General features: G+C 40.6%; 19 protein-coding genes. 15 read left to right on the plus strand and 4 right to left on the minus strand.

Annotated elements, in window-relative coordinates:
• The first annotated feature begins 185 nt into the window (after window positions 1-185).
• The gene (locus BGP78_RS19720; RefSeq protein WP_259386386.1) at window positions 186-2,135 is read left to right on the plus strand and encodes a sensor histidine kinase; all 1,950 of its coding nucleotides are present in this window, start codon (window positions 186-188) and stop codon (window positions 2,133-2,135) included.
• On the opposite strand, the gene BGP78_RS19725 is transcribed toward BGP78_RS19720, so the two are convergent.
• A complete protein-coding gene (locus tag BGP78_RS19725; protein ID WP_119862994.1) occupies window positions 2,122-3,921 on the minus strand; it encodes a diguanylate cyclase in 1,800 nt (599 codons plus the stop codon). The two genes, BGP78_RS19720 and BGP78_RS19725, sit on opposite strands and share 14 nt — an antisense overlap.
• 235 nt (window positions 3,922-4,156) lie before the next feature.
• Here BGP78_RS19725 and BGP78_RS19730 point away from each other — a divergent pair, with 235 nt between their 5' ends.
• From BGP78_RS19730 to BGP78_RS19740, 3 genes are all read left to right on the plus strand, one after another.
• Window positions 4,157-5,965, plus strand: a complete 1,809-nt coding sequence (locus BGP78_RS19730) for a DUF885 family protein (RefSeq protein ID WP_119863078.1) — start codon at window positions 4,157-4,159, stop codon at window positions 5,963-5,965.
• A gap of 153 nt (window positions 5,966-6,118) precedes the next feature.
• Window positions 6,119-6,580, plus strand: coding sequence for a YcgN family cysteine cluster protein (locus BGP78_RS19735; RefSeq protein WP_249348584.1), 462 nt, complete (start codon window positions 6,119-6,121; stop codon window positions 6,578-6,580).
• Between the two features lie 70 nt (window positions 6,581-6,650).
• Window positions 6,651-7,961 (plus strand): leucine-rich repeat-containing protein kinase family protein, encoded by a 1,311-nt coding sequence (locus BGP78_RS19740; protein ID WP_119862996.1) that lies wholly within the window; start codon window positions 6,651-6,653, stop codon window positions 7,959-7,961.
• Between the two features lie 137 nt (window positions 7,962-8,098).
• Here the strand turns inward: BGP78_RS19740 and BGP78_RS19745 are convergent, their stop codons facing one another.
• The 3 genes from BGP78_RS19745 to BGP78_RS19755 form a co-directional block, all read right to left on the minus strand.
• On the minus strand, window positions 8,099-10,270 hold the full coding sequence (locus BGP78_RS19745) for a tetratricopeptide repeat-containing sensor histidine kinase (RefSeq protein WP_147386101.1): 2,172 nt from the start codon (window positions 10,268-10,270) through the stop codon (window positions 8,099-8,101).
• A 151-nt stretch (window positions 10,271-10,421) separates the two neighbouring features.
• Entirely contained in the window at window positions 10,422-11,369 is a 948-nt protein-coding gene (locus tag BGP78_RS19750) for a carbohydrate kinase (RefSeq protein ID WP_119862998.1), read from the minus strand.
• Window positions 11,369-12,559 carry an AGE family epimerase/isomerase gene (locus BGP78_RS19755; protein WP_119862999.1) on the minus strand — a complete coding sequence of 397 codons (1,191 nt, stop codon included), beginning with the start codon at window positions 12,557-12,559 and terminating at the stop codon, window positions 11,369-11,371. Before BGP78_RS19755 ends, BGP78_RS19750 begins: the two co-directional genes overlap by 1 nt.
• A gap of 134 nt (window positions 12,560-12,693) precedes the next feature.
• On the opposite strand from BGP78_RS19755, the gene BGP78_RS19760 reads away from it, so the two are divergent.
• The 11 genes from BGP78_RS19760 (at window position 12,694) to BGP78_RS19810 (ending at window position 26,538) form a co-directional block, all read left to right on the plus strand.
• Window positions 12,694-13,962 (plus strand): sugar MFS transporter, encoded by a 1,269-nt coding sequence (locus BGP78_RS19760; RefSeq protein WP_119863000.1) that lies wholly within the window; start codon window positions 12,694-12,696, stop codon window positions 13,960-13,962.
• A gap of 158 nt (window positions 13,963-14,120) precedes the next feature.
• Window positions 14,121-16,472, plus strand: coding sequence for a GH92 family glycosyl hydrolase (locus BGP78_RS19765; protein WP_119863001.1), 2,352 nt, complete (start codon window positions 14,121-14,123; stop codon window positions 16,470-16,472).
• On the plus strand, window positions 16,472-17,236 hold the full coding sequence (locus BGP78_RS19770) for a basic secretory protein-like protein (RefSeq protein ID WP_119863002.1): 765 nt from the start codon (window positions 16,472-16,474) through the stop codon (window positions 17,234-17,236). The genes BGP78_RS19765 and BGP78_RS19770 overlap by 1 nt, the downstream gene beginning before the upstream one ends.
• A 256-nt stretch (window positions 17,237-17,492) precedes the next feature.
• A complete protein-coding gene (locus tag BGP78_RS19775) occupies window positions 17,493-19,382 on the plus strand; it encodes a methyl-accepting chemotaxis protein (protein ID WP_119863003.1) in 1,890 nt (629 codons plus the stop codon).
• Between the two features lie 231 nt (window positions 19,383-19,613).
• Complete coding sequence (locus BGP78_RS19780; RefSeq protein ID WP_119863004.1) at window positions 19,614-20,366, plus strand: DUF3450 domain-containing protein; 753 nt, start codon at window positions 19,614-19,616, stop codon at window positions 20,364-20,366.
• 10 nt (window positions 20,367-20,376) lie between these two features.
• Window positions 20,377-21,744: a MotA/TolQ/ExbB proton channel family protein gene (locus BGP78_RS19785; protein ID WP_119863005.1), complete on the plus strand. Its 1,368-nt coding sequence runs from the start codon at window positions 20,377-20,379 to the stop codon at window positions 21,742-21,744.
• A 2-nt stretch (window positions 21,745-21,746) separates the two neighbouring features.
• On the plus strand, window positions 21,747-22,274 hold the full coding sequence (locus tag BGP78_RS19790) for a MotA/TolQ/ExbB proton channel family protein (RefSeq protein WP_119863006.1): 528 nt from the start codon (window positions 21,747-21,749) through the stop codon (window positions 22,272-22,274).
• Between the two features lie 23 nt (window positions 22,275-22,297).
• A complete protein-coding gene (locus BGP78_RS19795) occupies window positions 22,298-22,708 on the plus strand; it encodes a biopolymer transporter ExbD (RefSeq protein ID WP_070982912.1) in 411 nt (136 codons plus the stop codon).
• Window positions 22,709-22,711: 3 nt separating this feature from the next.
• Window positions 22,712-23,317, plus strand: a complete 606-nt coding sequence (locus BGP78_RS19800; protein WP_119863007.1) for an energy transducer TonB — start codon at window positions 22,712-22,714, stop codon at window positions 23,315-23,317.
• A 25-nt stretch (window positions 23,318-23,342) separates the two neighbouring features.
• A complete protein-coding gene (locus BGP78_RS19805; RefSeq protein WP_119863008.1) occupies window positions 23,343-24,647 on the plus strand; it encodes a lipopolysaccharide assembly protein LapB in 1,305 nt (434 codons plus the stop codon).
• A gap of 205 nt (window positions 24,648-24,852) precedes the next feature.
• A complete protein-coding gene (locus BGP78_RS19810) occupies window positions 24,853-26,538 on the plus strand; it encodes a hypothetical protein (RefSeq protein WP_119863009.1) in 1,686 nt (561 codons plus the stop codon).
• Window positions 26,539-26,566: the final 28 nt, after the last annotated feature.

Raw genomic sequence — 26,566 nt, forward strand, 5'->3', positions numbered from 1 at the left:
GTAACTTATTGCTTTAGATAAAGATAATTAAAAATCTCACATAAGTAGTTGATGGTTTGGTTTTACATTGGTTTACAATGTAATGGCCTCTTTTAGTATTGAGAGCTAAATGAGAATGCTTCTCCATATTTTCTACATTTTTTGATATTAAGCTGTTGTTAATCAACAAGAGAATTGTGAAGAAAATGAAGCTAGTAAATTTTTTACTGTTGCTATTATGTTCTAGTGTTTTTGCGCAAGAAGCGAGTTTGTCGCTTAAAAGTACGCAAGACGTGTATTCTATTAAGCCGAGTGCATTTCACTACAATGATTTCTCCGGTGCAATCTCCACAAAACAGCAGTTCATTGATCAGCCACAATTACTTTCTCCATTTAACGAAGAACAAAAAAAACCACATAGCCAGCAATATGACCGGTGGCTTAGGGTAACACTAGTAAATGAATCACAAACAACACAGTGGTATCTTTCTTTCGGGTTTGCTCGGTTACCTAAGTTGGCTGTTTATTGGCAAAATACCCCAGATGAAGCGCCCATTTATCAACTAACGGAACATAGCGTATTTGACGATAGGGCAGTGCAAGACCCTCAGACGTACATTCCTATAAGCATTGCAGCTGGCGAAATTAAAACTCTCTTTGTTAAATATCAAACATTCGCAAATGCACCTGCCAATATTCGAATTCATAGTCCGGCACATTATATGAAAACGTCACAAACCAGTTTAGTGACGAATGCCGCTTTAGCGGGTGTTATCGCGGCAATACTGCTGATAGTCGTGGTAAATTTGTGGTTTAACATGAATCTAACCAATGTATTTTATGCTATTTGGACGTTTCTGTTTTTTATTATCGTTGTTGATATGGCTGGGTTTACCTATCAGTATATTTGGCCAAGTCATGGCGCGTTCGCTGGTCTATTTTCAATTGGTTTGATGGCCGTAGTGCCTATATTTCATCTGTTATTTGTCCGCGGCTTTTTACAATTGAAATATCACAATGTGTTTTTGGATAAGCTATACATCGGATCTACACTTCTTTACTGCTTGTTATTACCTATCGCGCTTTATCTTGAGACTGTGTATTACAACCTCATCACGAGTACACTGATTATTCCGTTGTTTGCTTATACCTGCTGGTGGTCATTAAAGCAGTCAGCGCCAGGAATTCGAATTTTTGCATTGAGTTTGTTTAACCATATTTTGTTTCTAAATGTACTTACGATTATGGGGGCGAGTTATGGGAATGCTTTTGATGTATTCGAAATTGCCAGTTATATCAAAATTGGTTACTTAGTCGAAGTATGTTTATTCACAATCGCAATGGCAATCCAACATAAATCAGTACAAAAACAATTGGTCTTTCAACTACAAAATCAAGTCAACTCACTGAATCAGACGGTGGCGTTCGAAAAGCTCACCTCTGAGCAGCAAAAGCATGATATTAAGAAGCACGAAGCGCAGCTGTTTACTGATTTATCTCATGAACTGCGAACCCCTTTGACCGTCATGAAAATACAGGTAGAGTCACTGCAACATAATATTGTCGATAACGTCCATGACTCTTATGTTAAATTGATGGATAAAATTGATGAACTCAATCAATTCATCAATTCCCTCATGTTAGTCACAAGCACTGGTGATATGCATAAGTTGTTGAAACTTCAAAGCGTGACATTAAAGCCATTTATTAATGAAGTACATCAAGAGTGTCAGCATTTGGTGGATATGCGTCGCCAAAGCTTAAACCTTAACTCGCAAATAACAGAGCTTCAGTGTATTCAGTTTGATCCTGACGCGTTAAAGAAAGTTATTTTAGAGGTAGTAAAGAACGCGTTGCGCTTTGGTGGTAAGGACGTTGAAGTACAACTCAGCTTTTTGCAAGATGCTGATGGTGTAATAATCAGGATTGAAGACTCTGGTACCCCGCTCACTTATGAAGCACACCAGCAATTATTCCAACCTTTGTATCGGCAAGAGGCATCGCGCAGTGCTATGTTAGGTGGCAAGGGGATGGGACTTGCCATGTGTAAAAAGATTATAGAAGCCCATCGCGGTAAGATTAGTTCACATAATAGCCTGTTAGGGGGGTTATGTATTGAGTTGAAGTTACCTAATTCGCTGGCTACTGCTGCCTAATGCTATCACCGTATCTGTTAACCCTGTTTCGGCCTAACTTTTTAGCGTCATATAGTGCGGCGTCTGCATATTGAATAAGTTTGTCTGGGTAGGCATGCGTGTCGATTGAGGTGTAAACCCCAATACTTACCGTCATTGGGATAGTTACTTGTGGTGTATGATAGGGCGTATTTTGTATAGCGCTCCTCACATTTTGAGCCATTTCAAATGCATCTGTAGAGGTTAGCTCTGGCAGCAAAATACAAAATTCCTCGCCCCCATATCGCGCAACCATATCTCCTGCGAAGTCACAGCACTGCGTGAGTAAAGTGGCAATATGCACAAGACAATTGTCTCCTACTTGATGACCATGTTCGTCGTTTATTAATTTAAAGAAATCAATATCTATAAGTAATAGACTAAGAGGATGTTTGAAGCGTATGGCGCGCGCGCACTCTTCCGTGAGTGACTGATTGAATTTACGTCGGTTAGCTATTTGTGTGAGATGGTCAGTATTATTGGCAAGTTCAAGCTGTGATACCACTTTTTGTAATTCATGGGTTCGGTTTTTTACTTGAAGCTCTAGTTGTTCATTTTGAATCTTTTGTGTAGCGACTAGTCGGTTTTGGACGTCGTACCTTTTACGTTTTTCAAAGCGGATCCTTTCAGCAATGGCAAATGACAAGCAAGCAACTTCTATCGAAGTGCCTATTAATAGTGCATGCTCACTAAACCAAGTTCGGTCTATTAATGTAAATTTATTTGCTGCTAGAATGACACCACCACCAAGCGCAGCACCCCATGCAATGGTGTAGTAAATCGCAAGCGGTGATCCATCAACGAGTCTGGTTGCGCCACAGCTCACTCCCCAAACACAAGCAAAAACGGCCAAATAGATGGTGATCTGAATAACACTTGAATAGTTTAAAAAAGCAGATAAGAACAACACTAATAGAGCACAACAGAAGATAGCTTTACAGCCATAGAAAAGGTATTTCCGGGTGGTTTTTAAATCAAGCAATTGAATAATGAACAGCACTCCAAACAAAATTGAGCACAGGAGAAATATGACAATAGATTGATCGTTCCACCAAAGGCTATTAGGCCAAAAATATTGAAAACCAACGCCACTTAAGCTCAAGTAAAAAAGGGTCATGGAGGACACGTAGGCCACATAAAACAACAAGGTGTTGTCTTTAATCGAAGCATACAGAAGCAAATTGTACACCGCCATTATACCCATTAGCCCAAAGTAAATGCCTATGATTAATTGCCGTGTTTGGTCGGCTCTATAGAATGCCACCTCAGACCACATAAAAAGCGGAACTTGCATACTGCTCGACGTCTCTACATGAACATAAATGGTGGTTGGTTGTGAAAGGTCAGGCAGGGGAAATACAAAGTGTGGATGGGTTATCGGACGCATATTAAAGGGCTGTTTGTCGCCTAAAAAGTATTGTGCTGCAACCTTGTCATTTTGAACGATAAATATCGTTAAATTGTCGATAACGGGGTTTTTGACCTCTACGAGATAACGTTCAGTGTCGTTTATGGAGTCGAGTGTGACCTTTAACCAATATGTTTTCTCAGAGTAGCCTAAGTTGAAACTTTCTTGGATGTTTTGTGTCCATCGCTCGTTTGGTAATGCAATCATTCCATTGAATGAACTCGAGTTACTTTGTGTATAGTAAATCGCTGAATTTAAATTTACGCGCGGTGCCGCTTTGGCAGCTTGTAACGCTGCATTTGCTTTTATGGAGGCTAAAAGAGCAAGCCCACATATAATTACCAGTGCAATCGCTTTCATCGGCGGCCTTGAGTTTATAGAGCCCAGCTACATCGTAGAGATACAATAAGCGTAAGAGAAGTTTGAGACGAGAGCAAATAATGATGTAAATTATAAATACACCATTTTCAATATATGTGGTCATTTATGCTATTTGGGTTAAATAGATAGGACACAAGCGCGATAAATTCTTCGAAATATGATTCAATCATGCTTTGATAAACAAGCAAGTGATATTAAATTAAATTGGATAACTATGATTATAAAAACGATAACGGCAGCGACCCTATTGGTAATTCTCTCGGGGTGTCAAACATCTGATACTCGACTTGAATTGTCCCAAGAAAATAATACCAGCGTGCAGCTGTCAGCCAATGAGCAAATGAAGGAGATAGCACAGAGTTATTTTGATGACATGATTTCTTTAAGCCCCGTGAACGGCACATTCGTCGGGTATGCACAATATAATGATGAGTTTCAAGCGCCAAGTACTCCAGCCAGTAGATCTAAATATGTGACATTGGTTCAGGGTTATCAAAGTAAGTTACGCGCAATAGATAAAACGACGTTAACCGGACAAAGCCTAATTAGCTATAACATATTAGCAAGAGACCTTGCATTTTCTTTGGCCGGCACACAGTTTCCAAGTTATCTGATCCCTATTAATCAAATGTTTGGTGCACATAATACCTTTGCGAGTTTAGGCAGTGGCGCAAGTGCTCAACCTTTTAGTTCAGCCGAAGATTACGATAATTTTATCGCAAGAGCCAAACAGTACGTTATATGGTTAGACGGTGTAGAGCAAAATATGCGCGAAGGCATAAAGCAAGGTGTTGTTTTGCCGAAAGTGCTAAGTGCAAAACTGTTACCACAATTTACCGCACACATAGTTGATGATGCAGAACAGTCTGTTTTTTGGCAACCTATAACTAATTTACCTAATGATTTGACACAGGAACAAAAACAACATATTACCTCTGCTTATCGAAACATGATAGAAGGTACGCTGGTACCTGCGTATAAGAAAATGGCAAAATTTCTGGAGACAGAATATTTACCAAATAGCCGCAGTTCGGTAGGGTTAGGCTCGCTGCCTAATGGAAAAGCATGGTATGAGTATAATATTGAAAAACATACCACAATGAAATTAACGGCGGAAGACATTCATCAAACCGGGCTATCTGAAGTTAAACGAATTCGAAACGAAATGAACTGGGTTAAAGAACAACTACAATTTGAAGGTGATCTTCAAGCATTTTTTGTTCATCTTAGAGAAAGCGACGAATTCTATTTCAATTCTCCCGAAGAACTCATTTTAGCTTATGAAAAAGTGAAGCGTAAAATAGACAAACGAGTGCCGATACTTTTTGATATTAAGCCAAAAGCAGATTATGTGGTAAAAGCCGTTGAGTCATTTAGAGCTGAGTCAGCTGCTGGTGCCTCATACTCAGCGCCAGCACCAGATGGATCAAGACCTGGGATCTTCTACATCAATACCCACAACTTGAAGGCGCAGCCAAAATTTTTGGTTGAGACGTTATCAATACATGAAGCTGCGCCTGGACATCACTTTCAAATAGCTTTACAGCAAGAAATAAAAGGTGTCCCTATGTTTAGAAAATTTGGAGGGTACACGGTATTTTCTGAAGGTTGGGCTTTATATGCTGAAAGTTTAGGAAAAGAGCTGGGGTTATTCACAGATCCGTTAATGTGGTACGGACGTTTGGTCGACGAGCAGTTAAGAGCAATGAGGCTGGTGGTTGATACTGGCCTCCACGCTAAAAACTGGAGTAGAGAACAAGCGATCACGTTTATGATCAATAACTCATCTATGGCTGAAAGTGATGTTGTCGCAGAAGTAGAACGTTATATTGCGTGGCCGGGTCAGGCTGTCTCTTACAAAATAGGGCAGTTCAAAATTCAGGAGTTAAAGGACTACGCGCAAAAAGCGCTTGGCGAACGGTTTGATGTTAAAGCGTTTCATCGCCAAATTTTAACCGACGGCGCGGTGCCGATGGCAATTTTAGAGCGTAAAATCAAAGCTTGGGTAGCCAGTCAGGCCTAATCTTTCAGTTATTTAATAAAAAAAAGCCCAGACGTAACACTGGGCTTTGCTTAAAGTGGTGATGTTGCGTAAAATTGCCCGCTGGGGCATTTTTTAAGTAGTACAGAAATCGTGACGAGTAAACCATTTTGGCTTTCCACTAGCCTAGAGAATATGACGCAGCAGCAATGGGAATCCATTTGTGACGGATGCGGGAAATGTTGTCTTCATTCATTTATAGACAGTGACGAAGAAGAAGATGAGTTTGAAAGTACCGACTTCTTGCGAGAGGGTGAAGAGCTTATCTATACCAGCCTAGTTTGTCAGTATATAGATGAGGAGACTTGTGGCTGTACGCGTTATGAGCAAAGACAAGAATTGGTACCTTCGTGTGTAAAACTTACCAAAGAAAATTTGAAAGATATCTTTTTTATGCCACAAAGCTGTAGCTACCGTCGCTTGTATGAAGGTCGGGGTTTAGCAAGCTGGCACCCATTATTAAATGATGGCGATAAAACAAAAATGCATGACATGGGGATCAGTGCCAAGGGCCGGATCACCAAAGACAACACAGTAGATATAGAGGAAGATTTTGAGCACTACGTGGCTCAATGGCCAACGTATGACTGTGATTGACCAGTAGATAAAACAGCTTAGTTGCATTTCATCGTAAATAATAAACAATTTAAATACAGATAATAGCGTTATGCATCCACATAGATACACGTTACAACAGTTACAAAATAATGAAGTTGGGCCTGTTAAGCGGCTGCAAATGGTCGAGCAGTTGACAGAGTTTCCACAAGAGATACTTGCATTGAAGGACTCGTTAGAAGTTCTTGATTTGTCAAATAATAAGTTATCTTCGTTACCGGATGATTTTGACCAATTAGCAAAGTTAAAGATACTCTTTTTGTCACAAAATTGCTTTACTGAACTGCCTCACGTGTTAGGTCGTTGTAAAAGTCTCGAAATGATTGGTTTTAAGAGTAACCAAATTACAGCCGTGCGCTCGCAGAGTTTACCGTTGAGTACGCGTTGGCTAATACTGACAGATAATCAAATTGAAGAGCTACCCGACCGAATGGGCGCGCTTACACAGTTAAAAAAGTTAGCATTGGCCGGCAACAGATTAAAAAAATTGCCAGATAGTATGGCGAATTGCACCGAGCTTGAACTGATCAGACTCTCTGCCAATAACCTTAATACCTTACCTAAATGGCTTTTTAATTTACCTAAGCTTGCATGGCTCGCGTTTTCAGGCAACCCAGTGTGTGGTGCCAGAAGCAATGCACTGAAAGAATTTGCGAAAGTAAAACTGTCAGAATATGTATTAGGTGATAAATTAGGAGAGGGTGCATCAGGTGAGATATTTTTAGCAAATAAACCGCACGATGATCAGGCTTTTGTCGCGGTTAAACGTTTTAAAGGTGCAATCACCAGTGATGGATATCCGCAGGATGAGCTTGATTGTTGTTTAAATGCGGGCACCCATACCAATTTAGTAAAGACCATTGCACAAATAAATGATGCATCATCGCTGGGTATTGTCATGGAGTTAATTCCACCAAGCTACCATAACTTGGGCTTACCTCCGAGTTTAATTACATGTACACGTGATACCTTCCAAAACGATACATACTATAGTGCCTTGCAGGTTCATCACATTGCTGTTCAAATGGCATCGGTACTTACCCATTTACACGCACATCACGTCAGTCATGGTGATATTTATGCACATAATTCACTGATAGACGCGCACAGTCATCTACTTTTTGGTGATTTTGGCGCGGCGAGTCAACTACACCATTTGGATGATTATCAACGAGATGCCATGCAAGCTATTGAAGTTAGAGCATTTGGTTATTTTGTTGAAGATCTACTGACGGTAAGTGCTTTCACGAGCGAGACGCAGCTAGCATTAAAATTTCGCTTAGAGACAGTGATTGACGCATGTACAGCAGAGAGGGTGAGTGAACGGCCAAAGTTTACCGATATTATGGGCTTACTACAGTAAGATTAAACGCTCGCTTTTTATTTATACATCAATTGCTCATAGCAATATTGGACCGAGTTGTTGATCTCGAGACGACTAATATGGAGATTATAAATATCGAGACTATAAATTCAACCTTCTAAACGGTTCAGCTAACTTCAAGTTCTTGTTAAGGGTAAAGATAGCGTAACCTTGATCCCGCCCATCGCGCTTTGCTGCGCTTCAATATCGCCGTTATGAAGGGTTACGACTTGTTTTACTATTGCTAAGCCAATACCGTGGCCTGCTGTATTGGTAGTTGCTAAATTTGGCACTCTGTATAGATGGTCAAATATATGGGGCAAATGTTGATCACTGACAGTGGGAGCTGAGTCTTCAATAACAAAAATTAAGGCATGTTGCGTGACACGGATAGACAGCGAGATATGACCTGGGTTATGAGTATATTTTATTGAGTTGTTGATCAAGTTCGATATAACTTGACGGATCCTGACAGGGTCAAGATCGATGCTCGTTATAGAGGTCTCGTTGTGGAATGCGTATTGGTATTTATGTGCTGTGATGAGTAGCGGCAAATCAGTTTCTAATTGAGCGGAGAACTCAAAAATGTTTTGAGGTTTGAGTGATATTTTGAACTGTGCTTCTTCAAGTAACGCAATACCAGATAAGTCATTAATTAAACGGTGGATATCACCCAGTTTATTGTCGAGGCGCTGTAAGTGATTATCATCCCTAGGCGAAATATTGAATTGCATTGCTTCTAATTGCAGCTTTGCTGCGGTGACAGGTGTGCTTATATCATGGGCAATTTGGGAAAAAAGGGTATTTCGCTGAAGGATGATTTGGTCTAAATACGCATTTTTTTGACTGAGTAACTTCTTGTTACTTAGGCTCCGTAAGTAGAACACGATAAAAATAACACTGATGAGCATAAATAACAGGAGTATTACTAAAGCATGGTTTTGTGACTTTGCTAATTCAGCTTGTGTATTGGAGTGCTCTAATTGACTCTTTTTTATCAGGATATCCTTGTTTAATGATTCTAAAGAGTTTTGTACGAAAGCCAATTCTTTGTCTAAGTTAGTTTGTGCATAGTGTTTTTCTAGCTCAGTTAGTTGTTTTTGCCATAGATACGCATCAGCATAATTATGTTCTTGTTTGTATACGTCCGCCAATATTTTAGCAGCTGCTATTTGGGTTAGTCTAAAGTCATGTATTTTAGCTTGTTTAAACGTTTTATTTGCCAGTCGCTTGGCTTGCTGGAAATGTCCAAGTAGGAAGTGTATTCGGCTAAGGTGTAATAAACTCTTGTTCTTTAAATGGAAGTCACCTTTCGCTTTATTTGCAACATTGACGACTTGCTCTTGCAATATCAGTGCTTCTTCAAACTTCTTTTGTGCAGTTAAAATCAGTGATAAATTGTGCTGTGCCCAAGCGACGTTGCGTTGACTTTTTGTCGCGGTAAATGCGTCAATTGCTTGCAGTGCATAGCTTTTAGCTGTGTCTAGCTGACCTAATTTATAAGTATTATAACTTAACTGAGCAAGACTGTGTCCGATATAGGATAAATCAGCAGATCTCTTATCTATTTCATAGGCTAACTTGAAATATTGGACCGACTTTTCATAGTTGCCTATATCTGAGTAAGATACAGCTATCGCGTATAATGTACCTGCCTTTTTACTTTCACTTACCTCTAATTTAGCTTCAATCTCAAACTTTTTTATCTTGTACATTAGCGCAAGCTTAATCTGATCGACTTGTTCTAGCAGTCTCGCAATACTGTGATACAGGCTAGCGAGTAACAGGGGGGTAAGCTGCGACTCATATTCATCAAAGTGATGGGTGATAAGGTTTATACCTTCATAATATCGGCCAGTATTATGATAGAGATTGGCTAGATCTGAGAGCGCTCTAGTATGCAATTCAAAGTGACCCAACTTTTTAAATGTGTCTAATGCATTACTCAGATACACTTCACTGGCATCGTAATGGTGATTATTGTAAAGGACTTTGCCTAGCCGGTGTTTAATTTTAGTGCGAAGTAGGGGGGAATTGTTTGTCTTTGGTAGTATTTCTTCAAGTATGCGTTGAGCTTCATCTGCCTTACCAGTATTGTCTAACGAATTCGCCAGTAGGATCACAAAGTCGACCTGAAGGTCTAAATCGTCCGACTGATTTATTTGCGTTTCAAGTGACCGAATTAGACTAATTCGTTCAAGGTTATTGTGCAGTGACTGAGCGCGTGCCAGTTGGCTGTGTAACGGACTCTGCCCGGCGGCTAAACTAGCATTTATCCAAAACAAAAAACAGAATACGATTCTTGCCAAATCTACAACTCGTTATGACATCATTGAATGTAAAGGATATATCATATTGTAACTGCTAGCGAGGAAATATACTGCCCTTTGCTTAATATCAGTGCTTAGTAGGAGGAACTAACCTGTTTGTCAGTTAGTTCATTATCTTGAAAGTTGTGTATTACTCAATAGTTGCTATGTCAGAGGATGCTGGCAGTGACGAGAAAGCCCCCTTTTTTTGAACAGCGAAAGCACCGCATTTACTCGCATAGAGTATCGCATCTTTTATGAATGTATTATCTGAGAGCTTTGACTTATTATTATTGCGTACAAGCTGCGCGATCAAACCACCAATAAACGCATCACCTGCTGCAGTTGTATCAACAGCTTTTACGATTGGAGGAGATATATGACCCCTGCTACTATTGGTAAAGTAACGTATGTCATTCGCGCCATCTGTAATAATGAGACATTTCACATTTGCACCGAGTATCGCTGCAATAGTGACATCTTCATTTTGTTCTGGGTGACTATGCTTATTAAGAAAGGCTAACTCTTCGCTCGCCAGTTTAATAACATCACTTAATGAAATAACATGCCAAAGCCGTTCTATCGTATGATTTAAAGACGACCAGAGGTTGAGCCTTAAATTCATGTCAAAGCTTGTGGTTAACCCATGTTTTTTGGCTTGAATGAGAGCATGAATCGTTGATTTATATATATTCGATTCTGTTAGGCTGTTGCTGCAAACATGGATAACCGTATGGGTGTGAAACATTTCGGTATCGAAGTCATCAACTCGAAACAATAGATCAGCCGCTGGTGGGCGATAAAAACTGAAACTGCGTTCGCCTGATTGGTCTAATGATACAAAGGCTAAAGCGGTTTTGGATTTATCTGTAAAAAGGCAGTGTTTGGTATTAACGTTGTGCGCTTGTAACTCTTGATGTAAAAACTCACCAAACATATCCTTACCTAGCATACCGCAAAAACTTGCATTAACACCGTGTTTTGCAACAGCAACAGCTACATTTGCAGGCGCGCCACCTGCAAATTTAGTGAACGATTCAGGGGTTTTTCCGTCCGATAAAAAATCTATCAGGGCTTCGCCAAAACATACAACACTCATTATTTTTGCTCTTCTAATTCATAGGCACGTAAGACCTCATAACAGGCCCCCATAGTATGATAGTCCGTTTTTCCTGCTGGACTTTTTTCATCACTATATGCGCGGTTATCTTGCGTGAGAATACGATACCATGCACCATGTTTATGATCGATCATATGCGTCCAACTGTATTGCCAAATTCTGTCGTACCATTGCCAGTATTTAGCATCACCCGTTGCTATCGCCAGTAAAGCCGCTGCTGAAAAGCTTTCAGCTTGAACCCAAAAATACTTGTCGCCATCACAAATACTATAATCTGGGGCAAAACCATAGCAGATCCCACCATGTTGTTCATCCCACGCATGCTCTAGCGCAGAATCAAATAGTGCTTTAGCCGTGTTTATCATCCAAGGCTCACTTTTATGACGGTTCAAGATCAGTAAAAGCTTAGTCCATTCAGTTTGATGACCTGGTTGGAAGCCCCATGGTCTAAATAGGTGCTTAGGATCCTCTTTATTATACTCCCAATCAATCTGCCAATCGGCGTTATAATGCTCCCATACGAGCCCGTTTGCTAACGCTGCTTTGTTGACAGTCATAGTGTGAGCTAAGTCATAAGCGCGTGCTAAAAACTTATCATTATTAGTGGCTTCAAAGCACATTAGCAGTGCTTCACACATATGCATGTTAGCGTTTTGCCCTCGATAAGCATCAGCAGCTTGGAATTGGCTATCATATTCATCGAGGTATAATTTGTGCTCGGCTAAATAATATTTATCTTCAAGTAACTGCCAAACGTTTTCTATCGTGTTTTCAGCGTTTTTAACACCTGCTTTTAAAGCAACTGCATTCGCCAGCAATACAAAGGCGAGTCCGTAGCAGTGATTTGTCGTATCTGATGCAATTCCATTTTCAATAAGCCATGCATAACCGCCATTACTTTGTTTATGGACGTTTTCTAAGTAATCTAAACCATGAACTACAAGTTCTAAGTGTGACTTGTTTGGCTCAGCTAAATAAGCCATTGCGTAGTTAAATACAAATCGAGTGCTAGACACCAAATGCCGTGTGTGTTTGTCGTAAATATCACCGCTATCTTTAAAAAACTGATAAAAGCCACCTTGTGGATCAATACAATTAGGATGGTAAAAATTCATTGTAGTATTAATGTGCTCACGTAAAAAATCGGCACTTCTAAAGTCTTGTGGCATCCGACGCTCCATAATAATTTTGATAACTGACTTTAGCATCATTTAAAAAAATATGGAACGATCCAATAAAACATTTGTGATTTTCTTGTAACAATGTGTAGAATCTGGCTATCCCTTTTAATGGAGTATCTCTTGTGAGTGAAATTAATACCAACCAAAGCTTTGTAGCAAATGGCAGCACTAATAAGCAAAACTATGCATTGCCGTTAACTGCGATGACCACCCTGTTTTTTCTATGGGGATTTATTACTGTTTTAAATGATGTGTTGATCCCACGTTTAAAGGATGTATTTGATCTCAGTTATACCGAAGCCATGATGATTCAATTCTGTTTTTTCAGCGCATATTTTATTGTGTCTTTGCCCGCAGGCATGTTGGTAAAGCGATTTGGTTATAAAAATGGCGTATTGAGTGGCCTTATTGTTGCTTCAATTGGTTGTTTATTGTTTTACCCAGCAGTTGTTGTGCATGAGTATTGGTTATTTTTAACCGCATTATTTGTACTAGCGGCTGGGATCACGGTATTACAAGTATCTGCTAACCCGTATGTTGCAGCACTTGGTCCTGAGAAAACCGCATCAAGTAGATTGAATCTGGCGCAAGCACTTAATTCACTTGGAACAACCATTGGCCCGGCTGTGGGCGGTTTTTTGTTGTTTGGTGGAGCTGGTGCTCTTGCGGCAGAAGCAGGCGCGGATGCGGTTAAAATACCGTATTTGATCCTTGCTGCAGCATTAATAACAATTGCTGTCGTGTTTGCGTTTTTAAAATTACCTGAAATTAAAGCACATACAGAAGAGCAAGACTGTAAGGCAAAAGGCCACAACTTGCTTGAAGCACCACACCTAGTGATGGGAGTCGTGGCTATATTTTGTTATGTGGGTGCGGAAGTGGCTATTGGTAGCTTTTTAGTTAATTACTTTGCAGAGGGCCATATAGCTGGGCTTGCTGAACATGAAGCGGCAAAATATATTAGCTACTATTGGGGAGGAGCCATGATCGGTCGTTTTATTGGCTCTGCCGTATTGCAAAAAATTGCTCCCTCTAAAGCTGTGTTGTTCAATACACTATGTATTGTCGTATTATTAGCGGTAACCATACTAACAGAGGGCACGGTGGCAATGTGGTCCGTTCTTGCTATTGGGTTATTTAATTCAATTATGTTCCCGACGATTTTCTCAATGGCGATTGAAGGGCTGGGATCTTTAACGAGTAAAGGCTCAGGTTGGTTATGTTTAGCCATTGTGGGTGGTGCGATAGTACCATTACTACAGGGTGTGTTTGCAGACTCTATAAACATTCAATTAAGCTTTATTGTTCCGGCAATTTGTTATGTTTATATTGCATGGTACGCTATTAATGTTGATAAACTTGCAGCACGTTGGACGCGCAAAATCAACTGATCACATTATATCGTGACAAAAGGCAAGCTGAAGCTTGCCTTTTTTATATCTGTTAACAAAATTCTGTCGCAATAGTGTTGAATACGTATTCATTATAGGTGTAGTATTGAATACCTTGGAACGATCCAAACAAGTTTAATAATAAATAGGAGAGGCAGATGCAACGCTCATTATGGGCTTTCGCTTTGGCAGTTACTGCAACAAGTGCGCTAGCAAACTCAAAAGAGACCAGTAATACTCAATGGGTAGACACATTTATTGGTACCGGAGGCGACGGTCATACATTTCCGGGCGCTGTGGTGCCTTTTGGTATGGTGCAACTCAGCCCTGATACTGACAATCCAATGCGTGGCGAATCAAAGCAAGCTGAAATTTACAAGCGTTGCGCTGGCTATCATTATGATGACCATACAATTACGGGTTTCTCCCATACACACTTTTCGGGTACGGGTCATTCGGATTTAGGCGACCTGTTAGTCATGCCGATGACCGGAGATATCAAAACGTCAGCTGGGACAGCAGACAACCCAGAGCAAGGTTACCGTTCTCGTTTTAGTCATGATAAAGAATGGTCAGAGCCCGGATATTACGGTGTTGAATTGCAAGATTACGACATTACTGCGGAAGTGACGGCAACCACGCGGGTTGGCATGCACAAATATACATTTAATAGTGCCGACAAAGGTCATGTGATGTTCGACCTCACCGCTGCAATTTATAATTTTAAAAATAAAGTTATTTGGAGTGATTTACGTAAGGTTGATGATCACACATTAGTCGCTTACCGTGCTACAAACGGATGGGCTCGTAACCGTCAAATGTATTTTGCGATTAAGTTTTCGAAACCGATAAGCGATTATCAATTTATTAATGAAGACGACAACCGTTATCGTTGTATGGGATGTTTAGGTAAAGAAAAACACTCCACGATTGAGAACAAAGCAGTGAAGCAAGCTGCGGGTAAAGCGGTAAAATTTGTAGCATCTTTTGATGATGTTAAAGGAGCGCCTCTTTACATTAAAGTAGGGTTATCCGCTGTTAGTCGCTCTAACGCGTTAGAAAACCTCAATGCAGAAGTGCCAGATTGGGACTTTGATAAAACGCGTCAAGCAGCAAAAGCTCAGTGGGCTAAGCACCTAGATAAAGTCGATGTGACAGGCACTGTGGCACAAAAGCGGCAATTTTACACGGCGCTTTATCATACTTTACAAGCACCGAGTATCTATCAAGATGTGAATGGGCAGTATCGTGGTGTTGACGGTGAAATTCATGAAGGTAAAGGCTTTGAGCATTACACGCTATTCTCTTTGTGGGACACATACCGAGCACTACACCCACTATTGACGTATATAGCACCCGAGCGTGTATCTGGGATGATCCAATCAATGTTGGTTCACTATCAGCAAAGTTATGAAAAGATGTTACCAATTTGGTCATTTCATGCCCATGAAACTTGGACAATGATAGGCTACCATGCTGTATCGGTAATTGCTGATGCGTATTTAAAAGGGATCAGAGACTTTGATACTGATTTAGCGGTTGAAGCAATCCTTAGTACGGCAAATAACCCAGTATATGATGCCATTCCTGAGTACAAAAAGTTTGGCTATGTCCCAATGGATGTGTTGCCTGAATCTGTGTCTATCACGCTTGAGTATGCCTATAACGATTATGCTATTGCGCGTTTGTTTGAATCGATGGGGAAAACTAACCTATCGAAAGAGTACTATGCGAGAGCTATGAGCTATAAGAATGTATTTAACAAAGAAACAGGTTACATGCGTGGTCGCGATAGCAACGGCAAGTGGGATCCTGACTTTAATCCATTTGAAGCAAAGTATATGGGGCCGTTTACTGAGGGGAATTCAAAGCAGTATAGCTTTTACGTCCCACAAGATGTCGCGGGTCTTATTGACTTAATGGGCGGAGATGACAAGTTTGAGCAACGTTTAGATGCATTGTTTGATACACACCTGTCTGATGACATGATCAAAGAGCATGAAGACATTGCTGGGTTAATAGGTAACTATGCCCATGGTAATGAACCAAGTCACCATATTGCTTATTTATATAACTATGCAGGCAAGCCTTGGCGTACACAAGAACGTATTCGCCAAATCATGGATACGCTGAGCTCAGATAAACCTGACGGTTTAGCGGGTAACGATGATGTTGGGCAAATGTCAGCTTGGTATATTTTCTCTGCTATGGGCTTTTACCCTGTTGCGCCTGGTGATTTAAGTTACGCAATTGGTGCGCCGCAAGTGGAAAAGGTAACGTTGAAGTTGGCGGGAAATAAAACCTTTACCACTTATGCAAAAGGTTTAAATGCTGAAAATAAATACATTCAATCAGTAACGTTAAACGGTAAAGCATTTAATAGAAATTACTTAACGCATGATGACATTGTTGCTGGTGGAGAGCTACGCTATGTTATGGGTAGCAGAGCAAATAAAGTGTGGGGACAGCGTATTGATGCTCGTCCGCCTGCATTATCGGAGTATAAGTAATGAAATACGGGTTAAATAACCTCGTTATTGGCTGTGTAGCGTTAGCAAGTACACATGTATTTGCAGCGCAGCCTGCAAAGCTAGATCTCTCTTTAAAGCCGGTGAGCTATATGGGAGATATTGGCTGGCAGGGTTTCAGGCTTCCTAAAGTAACGTTATCTCGGACATCGTCAGTGGTGAACAAACATTGGAATACCCTCGATAATGCGTTGATTCAGCAAATAAGTTATAACGTTGCACGCCTGTTGTATCGCGATGTCGGTAAAGCCCCGCAGCTACCTACGCTCAAAATTATTTTTGAAGATATGAAAGGGGTTGCGTACAAAGAAGGTGACTTTAATGGCGCGACTATTCACCTTAGTGCACAGTACTTTGAGAAGTTCGCCATGGCACATGACGATCAGAGTGCATATGATGAGCTTATTGGTGTACTTTATCATGAAATAGCCCATGCTTATCAGCTTGATGACCATAACTATAAAGAGATTGGCCCTGTGATTGAGGGGATCGCTGATGTCGTCAGAATGAAAGCCGGTTATGTTGATTTTTCTCATCGAAAAGTGGGTGGAGCCTATGACAGTGGTTATAAAACGACGGCTTTTTACTTACATTGGCTAGAGCAAACGCTTAAACCCAATTTATTGGTTGAGCTCAATGCACAATTAGATCCACATGATGATATCAAGTGGAGCTGGACACTGTTCGCCAAAGAGTCGGGTATTTCGCTCACTGAGTCTTGGCGAAAATACCAAAAGTCTTTATAGCCTATGATGGCTGCTTACCCCTTGTAAGCAAAGATGTTGTGTTGTTGTACCAAAGGTGAGCTTGCTCACCTTTTTTATTGATTGAATTTAAGTATTTTATGCAATACTAAATTAGTAATTTATTAAACTATCTAACAGATCGTCCGATATATAAGAGACATACCCTCGTAATTTTGTTAAGTATGGATAAAGCGAATTATCATTTTGACAACATGGTAGTTAGCCTCTGCAATAAATATATAAGAATAGGCTCAGGATGTTCAAAACGTTTAAATTTACCAGTAAAGTAACAATTGCCGCGTCTTTGGTGTTAGTCATGGTATTAGGGTTATTTACCATAAATAACTTTATTTCTATGCGCAACCAGACACAAATACAACTCACCGCTGTACTTCAAGAAATCTCTCAATCGGTGTCTCAAAACATTGCTAACTGGTTGAATGACCGCTTACAGGTGGTTGAGTCCGTGGCGTCAGGTCATCGTAAATCAGATTCAGAGCAGCAAATATTACGACGTTTGAAAACTGCGGATGTTGCAGGGGATTTCAAAAATGTATACGTGGGTATGCCAAGCGGTAAGTTTGTGCTGGATGATCCCAGTATTCAGCTACCATCAGACTATGATGCCACCACTCGTCCTTGGTATAAACTGGCACAGTCAAAACGCAGTACTGCTTTTACTAATCCATATATTGATGTAACGACCAATGAACTGACTATCTCAGCAGTGGTACCTATGTTTGATGGTGGGGCATTCTCAGGGGTAGCCGGTGGTGATATAGACATGAAAACCATTACTGGGATCATCAGTGAAATCGATTTCTTAGGGTTTGGATATGCTTTTTTACTCGATAAAGAAGGGCGTATATTGTCTCACCCAGCACAAAATTATAATGATAAACCGATGGCGGATTTGTTTGGCCGTAAAATTGCACTAAATGATGAGTTTGTAGAACTAGAAATTGATGGCCAAGAAAAGTTGGTCTCATTTATAGAAATAAATGGGATTAAAAATGTTGATTGGTATTTAGGGGTTGTGATTAATAAAGAGATTGCTTATTCATCTGTCTCTTCGTTTAGAAATATGGCAGCTATCTACATGATTTTGGGTGTGGTAGTGATTGTAGTAATGCTGCAAATATTGCTTAAATATCTTATGCGACCGGTCGTTAACTTAAACGATGCTATAAAAGATATCGCACAAGGTGAAGGTGACTTAACGCGTCGTTTAAATGTTGAGAATGACGATGAGTTTGGTGAACTGTCCAGTTACTTTAATCTGTTTATTGCGAAAATCCATGATTCAATCGTTCAAGTGCGCGATACGACCGTTGCGCTTGAGCATTCAGTAGAGCATTTAGTGAAGCAGACACAGTCTACGCTCGATATGTATGGCGATCAGTCAAAACGCACCGATAATGTGGCAACAGCAATCAACGAGCTTTCGTCAAGCGCTGTTGAGATTTCAAATAATGCGACACATGCGTCAGAACTGGCAAGTGAAGCAAATCAGTTGAGTGCTGATAGCCAAACGGCGTTGAACGCGAATATTACAGAAATTGCGTCATTAAGTGACAAGATGTCTAAAGCCCAGTCCACGGTTGATAGCTTAGACAAACACTCGGCAAGCATTGGTCAGGTGCTTGAAGTGATAAAAAGTGTCAGTGAGCAAACTAACTTGTTGGCATTAAATGCGGCAATTGAGGCGGCACGAGCAGGTGAAGCAGGTAGAGGCTTTGCGGTTGTAGCCGATGAAGTGAGACAGTTAGCACAGCGTACGCAAGAGTCGACCCAAGAAATTGAGAATACCATTGGAGAGCTGCAGCAGGGCTCAGCATCAGCGGTTGCTGTGATGAATTTAAGTCTAGAGGATTCTGCTAAAAGTGCGAGTCAAGCTACTGAAGCAGGTCACAAAATGACTGAAGTGAGTAGTGCCATTGAGTCAATTGATGGTGTAAACCACGCAGTTGCAAGTGCCACTGCAGAGCAGAACTCAGTGATACAGTCTTTAGATAGTGATATTCATCATATAAGCGATTTAAGTGTTCAAGGTGCAGAAAACTTAAATGGAACACTGTCTGAATGTCGCCAATTACAGGCTCAGTTTGATGAATTAGAAAAAATGGTGCTCAAGTTTAAAGTATGAATTTAGCCTAGTGAAAATATAATGCGAAAAAAGCCAGCCAATATTAGCTGGCTTTTTTATACCTAAACCAACGGTACATTGTGCAAAATTATTTAATAAACCCGTTCCTAAAATGATTAATTTCCCTAATATGACAACTGTCATGTTTTTGTATTTTTATCGCAACACGTTTGTCATTAAAGAACTTTAGACTGCTCGCAACTTAATAAAGATAAACCTAAGGTGTATGCGATGAAGTGCGTTAAACCTCTGCTACTTGCAAGTGTACTTGCAACGACAGCAAGCGTCCAAGCGAACGACTTAAACCAAGTCATAGATAAGAGCAATGCGATTAACGAATCAGCTCAAAAGACTCAAACAAAAATTAATTCAATTTCAGACTCAATGCAATCACGTCTACAAACGTTCAAGACGTTAAACAAAGAAATTGATGGCTTAGCGGTTTACAACGCACAACTAGATAAACAAATTAAGAACCAATTGGATGAAATGAGCGCAATCAATGCCTCGATGGATCAGGTATCGGTTATTGAACGTCAAATTACACCTCTGATGTTACGTATGATCACCGGCCTAGAGCAATTTGTGGCATTAGATGTGCCATTTTTATCTCAAGAACGCGCAACGCGAGTTGAGACTCTTAAGAATATGATGGAACGTGCAGACGTGACATCAAGTGAAAAATTCCGCCGTGTTGTTGAGGCGTATCAAGTAGAAGTGGATTACGGTCGTACCATTGAAGCTTACACCAGCTTATTAGATGTTGATGGGCAAGAGCGTGAAGTAGACTTTTTACGAATTGGTCGGTTAGAGCTACTTTATGTCACAAAAGATGGCAGTCATGCTGGCAGTTGGAACCAAGAAGCACAAAAGTTTGTTGCAGTTGATGACACGGCAGTCAGCCAGATCAAGAAAGGGTTAAGAATTGCACGTAAACAACTTGCCCCAGATATGCTCACTCTCCCTGTTCACGCGTCTAAATAAGAGGTTCAAGATGAAATTTTTAAAGCAATTTAGCCAAAAAGCAATCTTGGCAGCTACCTTAACACTATCAACGACTGCATTTGCAGAAGAAGCGCTTAACCTTGACGCCTTATTAAAAACACTCGAGCAAGGTCAAGCAGTACAAACTGAGCAAAATAAAGCGCGAGAAGCTGACTTTCGTAGTAAGCAGGATCAACAAGTCGCTATGCTCAATGCGTTAACCAATAAACGAGATGGAGAGTTAAACCGTTCAGAGCGTTTAGAAACCTCTTTTGAAGAAAATGAAATTAAGTTACAAAACTTAACTGATACGTTATCTAAACGCATGGGGTCATTAAAAGAGCTATTCGGCGTACTTCAACAAGTGGCGGGCGACTCAAGTAATAAATTTCAAACATCGGTAGTATCGGCTCAAATCCCAGGCAGAAGCGCATTTATGGATGAAATGGCGAAAAAGATGGGGTCGTCATCTCGCCTAGCATCAATCGAAGACATCGAAAAGGTGTGGTACGAATTACAACGTGAAATGACAGAGCAAGGTAAAGTGTCACGTTATAACAGCGAAGTGATCGTAGCTGGTGGCAGCAAAGTAACCAAAGAGGTGGTGAGAGTTGGTGCCTTTAACTTAATCTCAGACGGTAAATATTTAACGTATAACCCCGTTACGAACACCACATCTGAGTTAACGCGTCAGCCATCATCGCGATTCACTGAAACCGCAGCGCAATTACAAACCACAACGACGGGTACAGCTGCATTTGCACTTGATCCAACGGGTGGTTCAATTTTAGGGCTACTTGTGCAAGCACCAAACACTGAAGAGCAGGTGCATCAAGGTGGTGCGGTCGGTTATGTTATTCTGGGTGTGGGTATTTTAGCGTTACTTATTGCGTTAGAGCGATTCTTTTCACTTATGATAATGGGCGCTAAGATCCGCCGTCAATTAAAAGACGATGTTGCCCGCGAAGACAACCCGTTAGGTCGTGTTATGAAGGTGAAAGAACAATATCCTTCAGTAGCTTACGATACGTTAGAGCTTAAATTAAGCGAAGCTATTCTACGTGAAATGCCAAAAATAACACGTAACTTGACTTTAATTAAAATTATTTCGGTTGTTGCGCCATTACTAGGCCTATTAGGGACTGTAACGGGCATGATAAATACTTTCCAAGCAATCACATTATTTGGTACCGGTGACCCTAAATTGATGGCTGGTGGTATCTCTCAAGCGTTAGTAACAACGGTATTAGGTTTGGTGGTAGCAATCCCAACCGTGTTCTTATACACATTGCTTAATACACGTTCACGTAATTTGCTATTGATACTGCAAGAGCAAAGCGCTGGGATCATCGCAGAGCGAAGTGAAAAAGGAGCGTAACCGTGGTGCTATTGATTGAAGCAATCAATACGCTAAGAGAGTTTTTAGATACAGGTGGTCAGGTTCTCCTGATCATCGGTCTAATTATCTTTGCTATGTGGTTGTTGATTTTAGAGCGATTTATGTTTTTGTTTGGCCGGTATCGCACCTTTAAGAAAGAGATTTTAGCAGGGTGGGTAAACCGACAAGAGCGTAATAGCTGGAACGCAGAGCAGATCAGACAGGCTCAAATTTCACGTGTAGGTATCAAACTCAATGCAAATTTACCTTATATCAATGTGATGGTCGCGCTGTGCCCCTTACTCGGATTATTGGGTACGGTCACAGGAATGATAGAAGTCTTTGATGTGATGGCGATTACGGGAAGTGGCAGTGCGCGCTCAATGGCATCAGGTGTATCAAAGGCAACTATCCCAACCATGGCGGGTATGGTGGGAGCACTATCAGGTGTATTCGCATCAACATACCTACAAAGAAAAGCAAAACGCGAAGTTGAGTTATTAGAAGATAAAATGTTGCTTGACCATTAATTGGTTGAGTAAAGGAGAAACTTATGAGAGCCCCATTAGCAAAAGTATTTCAAGAAGAAGAAGCAGAAGAAATAAACATGACGCCAATGTTGGACGTTGTATTCATCATGCTTATTTTCTTCATCGTGACTGCATCATTCGTTAAAGAAGCGGGAATTGATGTAAATCGTCCAGAGGCGGCAACGGCTGTTAAAAAGCAGCGCGCCAATATTTTAGTGGCGATTTCAGACAAAGGCGAAATATGGATAAACAAACGCCAGGTTGATGTGCGTGCTGTTCAAGCAAACATTGAACGTTTAAAAGCAGAAAACCCGCAGGGTAGTGTCGTAATACAGGCTGATAAAAAAGCGACAACTGAAATGCTGATAAAAGTTATGGATGCATCACGTGCAGCGGGTGCGTTTGATGTGTCAATTGCAGCACAGGAATCTTAACGTATGCGTTATTTGATAGCACTTGTAATAGCGGGTGTTGTTACTTTCTTTTTGTTCTTGGGTATGCAAGCGCTTATCCAAGGCGGAGAAGGGGCAATGACAGAGCCTGTGAAAGGGAATGTGCTCGATTTTGTACGTTTGAAAAAAGAAGAAACGGTGCAAAAGAAAGAGCGAAAACCCCAAAAACCGCCAACACCTAAAGAGCCGCCACCTCCGATGGATGCACCGCAGATGCAAAGTAACAATTTGGATGCCGCTGGTGCCGATTTTGACTTTAGCGCTAACGTTGAGGCTGATGTTAATTTAGCTGGCGGCTTAGCACTTGAGTCAAGTGATGGTGAATATTTACCGATTGTTAAAGTAGCACCTGTTTACCCTCGTCGCGCTTTATCTCGGGGTATTGAAGGGTATGTGATTGTGGAGTTTATCGTGACTAAAAACGGTACAGTTCGAGCGCCTAAAGTCATTAATGCAGAGCCGGAGTCAATTTTTGATCGTGCTGCCCTAGACGCTGCTTTGAAGTTTAAGTACAAACCACGAGTCGTAAATGGTGAAGCGGTGGAAGTAGCAGGTGTACAGAATAAAATATCATTCCAAATCAGTGGGTAATGTGTTTTGAAGTGAGGATGCGATTATGAAAACTTTTAAAAAATTAGCACTGTTTAGTGCCTTGTTTGTGTCAGGTATTGCCGGCCCAACTTTGTTATCACTTACGCCAATTAGTGATATTGGTATAGTGTATGCTGAAACTAAAACCAAGCGAGTGCCCGCGCTACGTGAGAAGGTATATAGCCAACTTGCTCGAGCACAAAAACTAGCTGACGACGGGGATGTACAAGCTGGCTTAGAAGCGCTTGATAGTATTAAAGACAGATCGTCGAGTATGAATTCATATGAAATTGCTATGATGCATAACTTTTATGGATTTATTTATTATAACGAAAATAAGTTAGATGACGCGATAAACTCATTTGAGTTAGTTGTTGCTGAAGAGGGCATACCTGAGTCACTTAGGTTGTCGACCACATTTAGTCTAGCTCAGTTAGCAATGGCAAATTCTAATTATCGTAAAGTGAGTCAGTATTTAGATGACTGGGATAAAATAAATAACAGACCGATACCTGAATCTTATTATACTTTGAGGGGGCAGGTTCATTATCAATTAAAAGAATATAAGAAAGCACTCGGTTATGTTAACTCCGTAATATCATTGTCTGAGTCAAAAGGCGATGTACCAAAAGAAAATTGGTTAGTATTACAACGTGCATTATATTATTCGCTTAACCAACCCAAAGATGTTGTTGCGGTTCTTGAAAAAATGGTTGACTTATATAATAAGCCAAATTATTGGGTGCAATTAGCTGGCATGTATGGAGAAGTTGGGGAAGAGAAAAAGCAGTTAGCGATATTTGAGGCTGCGGATCAACAAGGGTTTGTTAAGTCACGTTCAGAGCATATGCAACTGGCTCAAGTGTATATGTTTAATGGCTTATCATACAAAGCAGCCCTTGTCTTACAGCGTGGGCAAGAGTCAAAAGTGGTCGAAAATAATGCAAAGAATAACGCATTTATTGCTGAAGCCCTTGTCCAGTCAAAAGAAGATGAACGGGCTATTGTGTTTTTTGAGCGCGCGAGTGAGCAGTCAGAGCACGGTAATTTTGATCAGCGATTAGCCGAAATATATATTAATTTGGAGCTTTTCGATGAAGCTGCAGATGCTGCTCGAAGCGCGTTAGACAAAGGTGAGTTGACATTTGAAGCCAACGCTTATGTTGCGTTAGGAATGGCCCAGTATAATTTGACAAATTTTGATGCATCTATACTGGCTTTCGAACAAGCAGAAAAACATAAAAAATCATCTAGGCTCGCAAAACAATGGATCAAGTACGTCAAAAAAGAAAAACTGCATGCTGAAACATTAAAGCAAGCTTTACTGTGAATTTATAATCGCAACACCAAAGCCACCTTCGGGTGGCTTTTTTCGTTTTTACTATTTATTTGATATATAACTTTAAATTGATGTTTATTAACTTTTAATGACACTTTATTTTTGTAACCTGATTGTCATTTATTTAATCTACCTTAGCTTCATCAGATTTAAACACATAAATAATAAATTTATATTTCTAATATTGGAGTTAGCAATGGAATTACAAAACGTTTTTAAAGTATCAGCAATTGTGGCAGCAATGGCACTTACAGGTTGTGGTGGTGATATTGAAGTAACACCGACAGTGAATGACACAAGTGTTAATAACTCAAACAATACAACAAACAACACGAACACAGGCGATACTCCAACAACTCCAGATCCTACTGACCCAGTTGCACCAGCTAATCCGTGTACAGCTCGCACTGTATCGGGCACTGAAGTGCAAGGTACTTTCCAAGCACCGCATTGTGTATATGGAACAGACTTTGCCGGAAAAAACTTAGAGATTGAATCTGATATTACTTTTACAGATCTTGAAAATGACGGCGCGCACGTATTTAAAGGCGCATTACAAATTGGCAAAAACTGTAACACAACAACAGGCTGTACGGTTCCAGATACTGGTCCTACATTAAAAGTTGAAGCAGGTGCTACTCTTGCGTTCACATCAGGTGAAGCGATTATTCGTATTGCACGTGGTGCGAAGATTGATGCGATTGGTACAATGGAAAAGCCTATCTCATTTACGTCAGCAAATACCATTGAAGCGTTTGATTTGGCGAACATTGGACCACAGTTTGCGGATTGGGGCGGTATTATCATTAATGGTAAAGGCTTAACAAACCAATGTACCAATGCACAGCGCGCTGAAAATACGTGTAACGCTGACGCTGAAGGTATCTCTAGCCATTTCGGCGGTTCTGATAACGCTGATGGCAGTGGCCATATTAAATACGCTAACATTTGGTATGCAGGTTCAGGCCCGCGTGATGGTGGTCCGGGAGATGACTTAAACTCATTAACACTTAATGCTGTTGGTTCTGGCTCAAGCTTCGAATATATTCACGTTCATCAGGGTTTTGATGATGGTATAGAGTTTTTTGGTGGCGCGTCAACAATCAAAAATATTGTTGTTACTGACACACAAGATGATGCGATTGATATTGATGCAGGTTGGCAAGGTAAAGCACAGTTCATTTACGTTCAGCACGGCACAATTAAAACTAAGAAAGACGTAACGTACCAAGATGAAGACGGTAATCCAGCGCTAATCCCTGCAGGTACGGAAGGCTTTATGGGTAACAATGGTTTTGAAACTGATGGTGAGAAGAATGGCGGCGATGATTACAGTGAAGTACCAGCTTCTAACCCAAATATTGCTAATGTTACGGTTGTAACCACAGACGGCAAGTCAATCCGAGACAATGGCGCTTCTCAAGCTGCTAAATTTGATGATGCGATTAAGAGCCAATATTACAATGCTTTGTTTGTTAAAGCAGAAGGCACTAATGGTACTGATTGTATAGAGTTTAAAGATTCAGATGCAGCTGCTAACGCCGAAGCTGACACTTTGAACTTTCATAACTCGGTTATGGCTTGTGTAAGTAACTTTAAGTCTGGTTCTGACCCATTACCAAATGGTGAAGTGAAGGAAGAGTGGTTCAAAAACGCAGGGTCTAGCTTAGTACTTGACGGTGCACAAGATGTGTTAGCAGCAGATGGGTTTTCTACAAACGCTGCATCTACTGCGATTACAGTTCAAGCGAACGACTTGAGTGCGTTAAATGATAGCTTCTTTACGCCTGTTAACTATATCGGTGCAGTATCGAGCGCTGATACATCAAGCGATTGGTATAAGTGGGTTCAAAAAGCAGTAACGGCTGCTAACAACGACTAATTGTAAAGGTTAGGTTGTTATCAAAAAA

This window comes from Pseudoalteromonas sp. MSK9-3 (assembly GCF_003590335.1).
Lineage (GTDB): Bacteria > Pseudomonadota > Gammaproteobacteria > Enterobacterales > Alteromonadaceae > Pseudoalteromonas.